Source organism: Rhodanobacter sp. Soil772 (assembly GCF_001428385.1).
In the GTDB taxonomy this organism is placed as follows: domain Bacteria; phylum Pseudomonadota; class Gammaproteobacteria; order Xanthomonadales; family Rhodanobacteraceae; genus Rhodanobacter.
In genome coordinates this window covers 708414-719397 of record NZ_LMSK01000002.1, presented here as the reverse complement: position 1 = coordinate 719397, position 10984 = coordinate 708414, and the positions used below count along the sequence as shown (strand labels likewise).

Below are 10984 nucleotides of genomic sequence, written 5' to 3'. Positions count from 1 at the left end.
ATTGCATCCCCCTGTTCATCAACCACGAGGGGTACGCCATGGACATGAGTTTCGATTTCCAACCGGTTTATCCGCACCATGACCTGCTGGTCGAACTCGGCCAGGTCGAGATGGCCATCGACGGCTTGAGCGAACGCGAAGACAGCGAGCGCGATGTGCTGCAGCCGAACCTGGAGTCGCGCATGCAGAGCCTGCTCGACGCGCTCGATCACCTGGCCGTCTGAATGAACCACCCCGCCCGTGCGCGTGGGGATACCACCACGCACATCCGGGCGATGCATCGGAACCGGCCGGTGGCTCCGACAGTCCCGTTACCGGTCAGTGATTCAGCACGCTGCCGATGATTTCGGCCAGATTGCGGGAAAGCCCGCGATGCCCGGCCAGTTCCACGATCACCGTACGCGCGGCCTCGCGCCGCTGCGGTTCCAGCCGCTGCCAGCCGTTGAATGCCGTGGCCAGTCGCGCCGCAACTTGCGGGTTCAATGCATCCAGCGCCACCAGCCGTTCGGCCAGCAGCCGGTAGCCGGCGCCGTCGAGGCGATGGAAGCCGCTGGGGTTGTTGCGCACGAACGCACCCAGTAGCGACTGCACCCGGTTCGGGTTCTTCAGCGTGAACGCGGCGTCGCGCTCCAGCAGTCGCACGCGATCCAGCGCGGGTTCGCCCGGCAGCTGCGCCTGCACCGCGAACCACTTGTCCAGCGCCAGCGCGTTGCCGGCGTGGCGCTCGCGATAGTCGTGCAGCGCCGCGGCAGCCTGCGCGGCATCGCTGCGCACCAGCACGGACAGCGCGGCGAGGCGATCGGTCATGCCGGGCGCGTCGCGGTACTGCCCGGCCGCCAGTTCGCAGGCGCCGTCGTGGTCGAGCAGCGCCAGCAGTTCCAGCACGCGGCGTTTGAGCCGGCGACGCGCCTGGCTCGGTGCGTCCAGTTCGGTATTGGTGTGCGCGGCCAAGGCCATGTAGCGCTGGCGCAAGGCGACCGCGCCCAGCCGTGCGGCCAGCCGCTGCTGCAGGGTCTGGCGCAAGCTGTGGATGCGCTGCGGATCGATCGCGTTTTCACGCTCGGCCAGCTCGACCTCGCCCGGCGGGGTCAGCAGGTCGGCCAGCAGTGCGTCGTCGATGGCGTCGTTGTCGAATAGCTTGGCCAGCGCATCGCACCAGGCTTGCAGGGCGATGACGGCGGTGCCGTCGCGCAGGTCCTCGTAGGCGCGCGCGGCGAGTTGCTGGCCGGCCTCCCAGCGGTTGAAGCCGTCGACGTCGTGGGCCAGCAGCAACGCCAGTTCGTCCGGCGTGTAGTCGCACTCCAGGATCACCGGCGCGGAGAACCCGCGCAGCAGCGACGGCACCGGCGCAGTGGCGACGTGGGTGAAGACGAAGCTCTGCTCGGCCTGGGTCAGCACCACCACGAGTTCGTTGCCGGCTTTGGACGTCTGGCCGTCCAGATGCAGCGGCAGCATGTCACCGTGGCGGGTGAACAGCGCCAGCTTGACCGGAATCGGCAGCGGCGGCCGAGGTTCCGCGTTGTGGCTGCCCGGAGTGTGCTGGGCCAGGGTCAGCGTGTACTCGTGCCGGGCTGCGTCGTAATGGCCGTGCGCCTTCAGCCGCGGCGTGCCGGCCTGGGCGTACCAGGCGAGGTAGGGCGTGAGGTCGGTGCCGTTGGCGTCGCCCAGTGCGCCGAGGAAATCCTCCAGCGTGGCGGCGCGGCCGTCGTTGCGCTCGAAGTAACGGTCCATGCCGCGGCGGAAACCGTCCCGGCCCAGCGCGCCGGCCAGCATGCGCACCAGCTCGGCGCCCTTCTCGTACACCGTGGCGGTGTAGAAGTTGTTGATCTCGCTGTACTGTGCCGGGCGCACCGGATGCGCCAGCGGGCCGGCGTCCTCGGGGAACTGCGCGCGGCGCAGCAGGGCGACGTCCTCGATGCGCTTCAGCGGCGCCGAGTTCATGTCGGCCGAGAAGCTCTGCTCGCGGAACACGGTCAACCCTTCCTTCAGCGACAGCTGGAACCAGTCGCGGCAGGTGACGCGGTTGCCGCTCCAGTTGTGGAAGTACTCGTGCGCCACCACCGCCTCGACGTGGCGGTATTCGTCGTCGGTGGTCGAGTCCGGCTCGGCCAGCAGGCACTTCGCGTTGAAGATGTTGAGGCCCTTGTTCTCCATCGCGCCCATGTTGAAGTCGTGGGTGGCGACCACGTGGAACACGTCGAGGTCGTAGTTGCGGCCGTAGGCCTGCTCGTCCCAGCGCATCGAACGTTCCAGCGCGTCCATTGCGTAGTGGCAGCGCTCGATCGCGTCGGCTTCGGCCCAGATTTTCAGCTGCACGGCACGGCCGTCGGCGGTGACGTAGTCGTGTTCGAGCTTTTCCAGCCGGCCGGCGACCAAGGCAAACAGATAGCTCGGCTTCGGATGCGGGTCGACGAAGCGCGCCCAGTGCCGGCCGCCCTCCAGCTCGCCGGCGCCGTCAGGGTTGCCGCCGGCCAGCAGCACCGGAAAGCGCGCGCGGTCGGCGCGCAGGATGACCGTGTAGCTGGACAGCACGTCGGGCCGGTCGGGGAAGAAGGTGATGTGGCGGAAGCCCTCGGCCTCGCACTGGGTCAGCAGGAAGCCGGTCTCGCGCGAGCCGGACAGGTACAGGCCTTCCAGCGCGGTGTTCGCGGCCGGGCGCAGCCGCACGCGGGTTTCCAGCACGCTGCCGTCGCGGGCGCCGTCGACTTCCAGCACGTTGTCGGCGTAGCGGTACGCAGTGGCGGGCAGCTGTTGGCCATCCAGCACGATCGACAGCAGCTGCAGGTTCTCGCCGTCGAGGCGCAGCGGCGCGTCCTGCGCGGGGTCGCGCCGCAGCCGCAGGCGCGCAAGCACTTCGCTGGCGTCGATGCCGAGGTCGACATCCAGCTCGACCGTCTCGACCCGCCAGGCGGGCGCGCGGTAGTCGCTGAGGCGGATCGACGCTGAGGGCTGTTGCGAGAGTGCGTGCATGGAGAACGACGATGGGGATGGGGACTGCTCAGGTTAACATGGGGTGTTTCAACGGCAGGAGAGACCCCCGTGAATGCGACGCGATATGCCGCCGAACGCAGCCGTCTCGGCGGGCAGGACATCGTGGTGCTGGCCGCTGCCGACGGCAGTCGGCGTGTCCGCATCGCGCGGCATGGCGCGGCCCTGCTCGGCTTCGAGGTGAACTTCGCCGGCACCACGCGCGACCTCGCCGATGGCTATTGCGACGCAACCGAAGTGGCTGCTCGTGCCGGTTCGCGCTTCGCGATCATGGTGCCGTTCGCCGGGCGGATCGCCGATGCGCGTTACCGCTTCGACGGCCAGCCGCAGGATTTGCAGCCCGGCGTCGCCGGCGCCGCGCGCGCCAGCCGACACGGCTTCGTGCGCGACGTGGATTTCGACGTCACCGCCTTGAGCGCCGACGACAGCCGCGCGCAAGTCGCCCTGACCACCGCCGCGATCCGGCCGCAGCCGGGTTATCCGCACGCGATCGACCTCGCCGTGACGTACACCTTGGATGCCGGCGGCCTCACCCTGGAAGCGCGCATGCGCAACGTCGGCGACAGCGCGGCGCCGTGCTTCTTCGGCTGGCATCCGTATTTCCGCGTGGCCGCGGGCGAGGTCGATGGCTGGCAGCTGCAGATTCCCGCGCAGACCCTGATCCGTACCGGCGCTGACCTGATCGCGCTGGCCGGCGCGGAAGCGTACGTGGCGCTGGACGATGCGCCGGCGCTGGATTTCCGCGAGCCGCGGCGGATCGGCGACAGCATTCTCGACCAGGGCTACACCGACCTGGAGGCGGACGCCGACGGCCGCATCCGCACCCGCCTGCGCGATCCGGCCAGCGGCTTCGGCATCGCGGTCTGGCAGGAACGCGGGGTGATGCACGCGTTCACCGCCGACACGGTAAGCCGCGATGCGCGCCGCGCGGTCGCGCTGGAGCCGATGGAATGCATGGCCGACGCGTTCAACCGGCCCGAGTGCGCCGAGGCGGTGCGCCTGGAGCCCGGTGCCGAACGCCGTTTTCGTTGTGGTGTGGAGATCGAATCGTGATGAATGCATTGCCCAGCTTCGAACAGGTCCGCGACGCCGCCGCGCGTATCGCGCCGCACGCGCGGGTGACCCCGGTATTGCGCAGCGCGGCGCTGGATGCGCTGGCCGGCGCCGAGTTGCACTTCAAGGCCGAACACCTGCAGCGCGGCGGCGCGTTCAAGTTCCGCGGCGCCTGCAACGCGGTGTGGTCGCTCAGCGACGAGCAGGCCGCGCATGGCGTGGTCACGCATTCCTCCGGCAACCACGGCAACGCGCTGGCGCTGGCTGCCGCCACCCGCGGCATCACCGCGCACGTGGTGGTGCCGGAAGGCGCGGTGCGCGCCAAGCTCGAAGCGATCGAACGCGCCGGCGCCATCCTGCATCGCTGCGCGCCGACCCAGGCCGCGCGCGAGGCGATGTGCGCCGAGGTGCAGCGCGCCACCGGCGCGGAGCTGGTGCATCCGTATGCCGACACCCGGGTGATGGCCGGGCAGGGCACGCTGGCGCTGGAGTTGCTGCAGCAGGCGCCCGGGCTGGATGCGCTGATCACCCCGGTCGGTGGCGGCGGCCTGGCCAGCGGCGTGGCGATCGCCGCGCACGCGATCAATCCGGCATTGAACCTGTTCGGTGCCGAGCCGCTGGGCGCCGACGATGCGGCGCAGTCGCTGGCGCACGGCACGCGGGTCACCACGGTGGTGCCCGACACGGTCTGCGACGGCCTGCGTGCGCTGGTCGGCGAGCGCAACCTCGACGCGCTGCGCACGCATCGCGTCGAAGTGATCACGGTCAGCGACGCAGAAACCATCGCCGCGATGCAGCTGCTGTGGTCGGAGCTGAAGCAGGTGGTGGAAGTGTCCAGCGCCACCGTGCTGGCGGCGATCCTCAAGCAGCCGCAGCGCTTCGCCGGCAGGCGCGTCGGCGTGGTGCTCACCGGCGGCAACGTGGACCTCGGCGTGCTGCCGTGGTGAGTTCGATCAACCGCGGCGCCGTGCGCCGACGCCGCTGACCGCGAGCAACCCCAGCAGCACGAACACGATGCCGACCAGCTCCATCGCCGACGGCTGCTCGTGCAGGATCAGCCACGCCAGCAGCACGCTGACGATCGGCACGCCGAGGCTGGATACGCTGGCGACGGTGGTGGACAGCCGCTGCAGCACGATCGACCACAGCCACCAGGCCAGGCTGGACGCGAGCAGCACGCTGTAGATCAGGCCGGCGGTGAATGCCAGGTTCCATTCGATCGCGCGCTCCGGCACCGCCAGCGCGAGCAGGCCGAGCGCCATGCCGCCCAGCAGCATCTGCCACGCGGTGAGGTTGAGCACCGGCGGCGCGTGCCGGTGGAACATGCGCTTGCTGAGCACGGTGCCGGCAGCCCAGGCGGCGCCGCCGGCGATCGCCAGCGTGGTGCTCAACGCGCTGCCCATGTCGTGCCACGGCTCGATGATGCAGGCCAGCCCGATCGCAGCCAGCCCCACGCCAACCCAGTGCCGTGCGGTCGGGCGGTCGCCCAGCAGCAGCCACGCCAGCAGCACCGCCCAGAATGGCATGGTGTAGGCGAGCAGGGCGACGTGGCCGGCGCCGCCGTCGAGCAGCGCCCATTGCTCCAGCCCCTGAAACGCGGCGGTCTGGCACAGTCCGATCAGCAGCGTGGGCAGCAGCGGCGGCGGCCGCAGCGATTGCCGCGACAGCAGCAGCGCGGCGAACAGCACGGCGGCGCCGAGCAGGTAGCGCAGCGCGGCGAAGTGGAACGGCCCGGCATACGCCAGCACCTGTTTCATCACCACCCAGCTGTACGCCCAGATCAGGATGGTGGCGAGCAGCGCGGACAGCGCGCCGCGTGATGGCGAGGGCGACATGGGAAACCGGAGCGGAGTGGGGCGACAAGTCTAGCGGGGTCGGTTACGTTGTGCGGCACCGTACGACCATCCGCCATCATGACCAAGACCGCCGAACCAACACGTTGCCACTGGGCCGCCAACGGCGACCCGCTGATGCGCGACTACCACGACACCGAGTGGGGCACGCCGCTGCACGACGACCGCGCGCTGTTCGAGTTCCTGTGCCTCGAGGGCGCCCAGGCCGGCCTGTCGTGGCGCACCGTGCTGGCCAAGCGCGAGAACTACCGCAAGGCCTTCCACCACTTCGAGATCGCCCGCGTCGCCGCAATGAGCGATCGCGAGCTGGAAAAGCTGCTGCTCGATCCGGGCATCATCCGCAACCGGCTGAAGGTTTCCGCCGCCCGCGACAACGCGGTCACCGCTCTCGACGTGATCGCGGAGTTCGGCAGTCTGGACGTCTATCTGTGGTCGTTCGTCGACGGCAAGCCGCTGCGCAACCGCTGGCGCGCGCAGGCTGATGTGCCGGCCAGCACCGAACTGTCCGACCGCATGAGCAAGGTGCTGAAGAAACGCGGCTTCCGCTTCGTCGGCACCACCATCTGCTACTCGTTGCTGCAGGCGACCGGCATGGTCAACGATCACCTCGTCGGTTGTTTCCGGTACGGCGGGCAGCGCTAGGCAGGCGGCGAGGCAAGAAGTTTCGATCTGCGCGGGGGCGGGCGACGAAGTGCCGCAAATGTGGAGCCGTTCACACAATCGAACGAAACTGTGACGGCCGTCGTTCAGCGCGTGAAATGCATGCTGAACAGACGCGTCGTTGTCGCTTGTGTGCCGTGCATGCGCGGCGCAAAGATGCGTGTGGAGACGTCGCCGACATGCGAATCGGCCGTGCCACGGGCATGGGTTCGGACACAGGGGCATGGAAGAAAACACATCGCGTCGTCTCGCCAGGCATTCCGCCATCGTTGCATCTTTCGGAGCCATCCCATGAAATCCCAGCATTTCAAATCCACGCTGATTTGCATCGCGGTACTCGGTGCACTGTCCGCCGCACCGGTGATGGCGCAGACCGCCACGCCGCCCGATACGTCCGTTTCCACTAGCACCACCAATCACGAGTCGACCCGGCTGAGCACCGAGTTCGCCGATTTCGCCGGCTCGGATACCAACTCGCAGGCGCTGGTCACCGGGTTGCGCGACGGCACCGAGATCACGCTCGACGATGTCGTGGAGAACGCCGACGGCACCACGACCACCACGTCGACCACGTTCACGCCGGCCACCGGCAAGATGGGCTACGGCAACGTGAAGATCGCGCTGTCGCTGGCCGAGGCGACGCTTGCCAAGGACGGGATCACCGACCCGACCGCTGCCGAGATGGCTGCCGCGCTGAACGGCGGCACGCTGGTGCTGGCCGACGGCACCAGCATCGATCTGAACGGCGTGCTGGCCCAGCGCGCCGCCGGCGCGGGCTGGGGACAGATTGCCAAGGCTGACGGTTTCAAGCTGGGCGACGTGATGCGTTCGCCGAAGGCGGTCGGCAGTGCCGCCGCGAACGGAAACACGCACGCGCATGTGGAAAAGGTCGAGCTGGCCAAGGTGCATGGCGTCGATCGTCCGAGCAAGCCCGAGCATGTGGCCAAGGTCGACCGCCCGGAACGTCCGAGCCGGCCGGATCGTCCCGAGCGCCCTGATCGTCCCGACCGCCCCGACCATGCGGGCCGCCCGGGCGGCTGAGCTCGGTTTCATCCCATGCGACAACCCCAGCAGGCCCGGTGTGATGCCGGGCCTGCTGCCATCCTCTTTTCAGCAAGGAACTTTTCATGCGTAACCCACAACACTGGATGATCGTCGGCGGACTGCTGCTGATCGGTGCGCCGGTGGCCCATGCCGCCACCACGGACGATGGCCGGTTCAGCCTTTCCGCGGGCGCCGATTACAGCAGCGGCAAGTACGGCACCGACACCACCACCGACATCTGGTCGGTACCGGTGGCGGCGGCCTACCAGACCGATCGCTGGACGTTCAAGCTCACCGTGCCGTACATCAACATCAGCGGTGCGGGCAACGTGATTCCCGGCGTGGGCAAGGTGAACAACGGCAACCCGAAGGGGCGCGGCCGTGGCAACGGCGGCGGCACGACTCTCGCGCCAGGCAGCACCAGCGGTTCGGCCTCGGGCCTGGGCGACATCACGGCGTCGGCCGGCTACGAGTTGTTCGGCAGCGCCGACCGCACGTTCGGGCTGGATCTCACCGGCAAGGTGAAGTTCGCCACCGCCGACGAGAACAAGGGCCTGGGTACCGGCAAGAACGACTACGGCCTCGCGCTGGATACCTACAAGGTCAGCGGCGCCTGGACCGCGTTCGGTGGCGTGGGTTGGATGAAGTACGGCAGTTCGCAGTACATCCAGCTGAAGAACGGCTTCAACGCGAACATCGGCGCCGACTACAAGCTCAGCGCCGGCGACAGCATCGGTGCGTACTATTACTACCGCGAGCGGATCGCCGATACCGGCGCCTCGCAGAGCGAACTCACCGGTTACTGGAACCACAAGTTCAACGACAGCCTGCGTGTGCAGGCCTATGCCCTCGCCGGCTTCGCCGACGGCAGTCCGGATTACGGCGTGGGTGCGTCGCTGAAGTACACGTTCTGATCGACCCGGCGCCGTGCGCGACATCGCACGGCGCCGGCATGCCGGCGTGCGCTATTTGCGCCGCGAGCCGCGCAAGCTGTCGATCGAGAAGCTGGCGATTTCGCCGCCGGGCACGCGGCGCGGCTGGCCCACCGGCGGCCCCCAGGCGTGCGCGCTGACCACTTCCCAGCTGGCCGGGATACGGCCGTCCACGCGCATGGCTTCGTAGGCGGCCAGCATGTGCTGGTAGCGCGCCTTGCCGGTGAGGCCGCGCGCGCGTGCGCGGTCGGCGTTGGTGGCGCCCAGGCCCTGCAGTTCTTCCAGCAGCTTGCGCGGCTCGCTGTAGGTCAGGGTGTAGCGAAACACGTCCAGCACGGGGTCGCGCAGGCCGGCGTTGAGCATCGCGTCGCCGACGTCGTGCATGTCGAGGAAGCGGCCCACGTGCGGCAGCTGGTCGGCCTCGGCCCAGGCCGCGCGCAGCTCCTTCAGGGTGTCCGGGCCGAAACTGGAGAACGCCATGAAGCCGCCGGGCTTCAGCACGCGCATGCATTCGCCGAACAGCGCGGGCAGGTCGTCGACCCACTGGAAGCACAGGTTGGAATACAGCACGTCGACGCTGTGGTCGGCCAGCGGCAGCTGGGTGGCTTCGGCGCACGCGCGCATGAACGGCTTCAGCCAGCTGCTGTGCTGTTTCGCCGCGCGCAGCATCGGCAGCGCCAGGTCGAGCGCGATCACCTCGGCCTTGGGGTAGCGCTGCTTCAGCAGCGCGGTGCCGCGTCCGGTGCCGGCGCCGACGTCGACCACGCGCAGCGGCGCCCCCAGGTAGAAGTCCAGCCGTTCGAGCAGGGCGGTCTGCACCTCGCGCTGCAGCGCGTCGTGCTTTTCGTAGCTGGTGGCGGCACGGCCGAAGTGGCGGCGTACCTGGTGGGGGTCGAGTTGGAAGTCGCTCATCGCGCCTGCTCAAGTTGGGTGGGCGCCAGCAGCGGTTGCAGCGCCTGCGCCACCGCGTCGGCGTGGCCGAAAAACGGTGCGTGGCCGGCTTGCTGGATTTCGTCGTAATTGCCGCCGCATTGGCTGGCCGACCATTGCATCGCCTGCGGCGGCACCAGCCGGTCGCGCCGGCCGCTGATCCAGGCGCTGGGCACGGCGAGGTCGGGCAGGCCGGCGCGGCGGTCGCTGGTTTCCAGGATGCGGATGCCTTCCTGCAGCACGCGCAGGTCGGGTTCGCCGCGGGCGAACACCAGCTCGCGCAGGTGGCGCAGTTCGCCGCGCGGATCGGCGCTGCCCATCGCCTCCAGCGCGAGGAAGCGCTCGATAGTGGCGTGGTAGTCGGTTTCCAGCTCGCTGGCCAGCTGGTGCACCAGCGGGCCGTCGGCGCCGTGCGGCCAGCCGGCGTCGCGCACGAACTTCGGCGTGGCGCACAGCATCGCCAGCCCGTGCACCTGCCGCGGCAGTTCCAGCGCGGCGGTCAGCGCGATGGTGCCGCCCAGCGACCAGCCCAGCCAGAACGCTGGCGGCGTGACCTTGGCGATCGCCGCGGTGCAGGCGCGCGGTTCCAGCGGCAGCCCGCAATCGCGCGAGCGGCCGTGGCCGGGCAGGTCGACCACATACATCGTGCACTGTTCTTCCAGTGCCTCGACCAGCGGCGCCAGCACGCCGCCGTGCATGGCCCAGCCGTGCAGCAGCACCAGCGGAACGGGGCCGCGGCCGGCCTTCTCGATGAACAGGCTCATGCGCCATCCCCGCTGGGCAGCAGGCGCTTGTCCACCGCGCCGCGTCCATCGAACACGAAGCAGTCGCCTTGCCAATGCGCGCCGTCGGTTTGTTCGAGGTACTTCAGGATGCCGCCGTCGAGCTGGTAGACGTGCTCCATGCCCAAGCCCTGCATGTGCAGCGCGGCCTTCTCGCAGCGGATGCCGCCGGTGCAGTACGAGACGATGGTCTTGTCCGCGTAGCGCGCGCGGTCCGTGGCGATCGCGGCGGGGAAACCGGTGAAGCTGGCAAGGCGGTAGTCGATCGCCTGCGGGAATTTGCCGAGGTCGGTCTCGTAGTCGTTGCGCGTATCCAGCAGCAGCACTTCGCGGCCGTCGTCATCGTGGCCCTGGTCCAGCCAGCGCTGCAGGGTGGCGGCGTCCACTGCCGGCGCGCGGCCGCCTTCGGGGCGGATTGTGGGCAGGCGCATGGTGATGATCTCGCGCTTCAGGCGCACGCGCAGGCGGCCGAACGGCACCGCGTCGGACAACGATTCCTTCGGCGCGATGTCGGCGAAGCGCGGATCGTCGTGCAAGGTGGCCATGAAGCTGTCGATCTGCGCACGGCTGCCAGCCAGGAACAGGTTGATGCCTTCCGGCGCGATCAGGATCGTGCCTTTCAATGCCAGCGCTTCGCAACGCGCGAACAGCCGCTCGCGCAGCGCAGGCAGGTCGTCCAGGCTGATGAACTTGTAGGCGGAAATGTTGACGATCGACATGCGGGGGAATCGGCGGAGCAGGC

General features: G+C 69.1%; 11 protein-coding genes. 6 read left to right on the top strand and 5 right to left on the bottom strand.

Translation table 11 applies throughout. The features are described from left to right. Positions 1-38 precede the first annotated feature (38 nt). Positions 39-224: a hypothetical protein gene (locus tag ASG75_RS09830; RefSeq protein ID WP_056388401.1), complete on the top strand. Its 186-nt coding sequence runs from the start codon at positions 39-41 to the stop codon at positions 222-224. A gap of 94 nt (positions 225-318) precedes the next feature. Here ASG75_RS09830 and pepN read toward each other — a convergent pair whose 3' ends face one another. After that, positions 319-2970, bottom strand: coding sequence for an aminopeptidase N (pepN, locus tag ASG75_RS09825; RefSeq protein WP_056388399.1), 2652 nt, complete (start codon positions 2968-2970; stop codon positions 319-321). Positions 2971-3039: 69 nt separating this feature from the next. Here pepN and ASG75_RS09820 point away from each other — a divergent pair, with 69 nt between their 5' ends. Together ASG75_RS09820 and ASG75_RS09815 are read left to right on the top strand one after the other, a co-directional pair. Further along, on the top strand, positions 3040-4041 hold the full coding sequence (locus ASG75_RS09820) for an aldose epimerase (protein ID WP_056388397.1): 1002 nt from the start codon (positions 3040-3042) through the stop codon (positions 4039-4041). Continuing rightward, positions 4041-4988 (top strand): pyridoxal-phosphate dependent enzyme, encoded by a 948-nt coding sequence (locus ASG75_RS09815; protein WP_056388395.1) that lies wholly within the window; start codon positions 4041-4043, stop codon positions 4986-4988. The genes ASG75_RS09820 and ASG75_RS09815 overlap by 1 nt, the downstream gene beginning before the upstream one ends. 6 nt (positions 4989-4994) lie before the next feature. Here ASG75_RS09815 and ASG75_RS09810 read toward each other — a convergent pair whose 3' ends face one another. Continuing rightward, positions 4995-5876 (bottom strand): DMT family transporter, encoded by an 882-nt coding sequence (locus ASG75_RS09810; protein WP_056388392.1) that lies wholly within the window; start codon positions 5874-5876, stop codon positions 4995-4997. 78 nt (positions 5877-5954) lie between these two features. On the opposite strand from ASG75_RS09810, the gene ASG75_RS09805 reads away from it, so the two are divergent. The 3 genes from ASG75_RS09805 to ASG75_RS09795 all read left to right on the top strand — a co-directional run bounded on the left by ASG75_RS09805 (position 5955) and on the right by ASG75_RS09795 (position 8512). Continuing rightward, the gene (locus tag ASG75_RS09805) at positions 5955-6536 is read left to right on the top strand and encodes a DNA-3-methyladenine glycosylase I (protein WP_056388390.1); all 582 of its coding nucleotides are present in this window, start codon (positions 5955-5957) and stop codon (positions 6534-6536) included. Between the two features lie 309 nt (positions 6537-6845). Continuing rightward, positions 6846-7595, top strand: a complete 750-nt coding sequence (locus tag ASG75_RS09800) for a hypothetical protein (protein WP_056388388.1) — start codon at positions 6846-6848, stop codon at positions 7593-7595. An 86-nt stretch (positions 7596-7681) separates the two neighbouring features. Then, a complete protein-coding gene (locus ASG75_RS09795; protein ID WP_056388385.1) occupies positions 7682-8512 on the top strand; it encodes a hypothetical protein in 831 nt (276 codons plus the stop codon). A 51-nt stretch (positions 8513-8563) separates the two neighbouring features. On the opposite strand, the gene bioC is transcribed toward ASG75_RS09795, so the two are convergent. Genes bioC through ASG75_RS09780 form a run of 3 tightly spaced genes read right to left on the bottom strand, consistent with a single transcriptional unit; the run spans position 8564 to position 10961 of the window. After that, positions 8564-9442 (bottom strand): malonyl-ACP O-methyltransferase BioC, encoded by an 879-nt coding sequence (gene bioC / locus ASG75_RS09790; RefSeq protein WP_056388383.1) that lies wholly within the window; start codon positions 9440-9442, stop codon positions 8564-8566. After that, positions 9439-10224 (bottom strand): pimeloyl-ACP methyl ester esterase BioH, encoded by a 786-nt coding sequence (gene bioH, locus ASG75_RS09785; RefSeq protein ID WP_056388381.1) that lies wholly within the window; start codon positions 10222-10224, stop codon positions 9439-9441. Before bioH ends, bioC begins: the two co-directional genes overlap by 4 nt. Next, positions 10221-10961, bottom strand: coding sequence for a sulfurtransferase (locus ASG75_RS09780; protein ID WP_056388379.1), 741 nt, complete (start codon positions 10959-10961; stop codon positions 10221-10223). The genes bioH and ASG75_RS09780 overlap by 4 nt, the downstream gene beginning before the upstream one ends. Positions 10962-10984 lie beyond the last annotated feature (23 nt).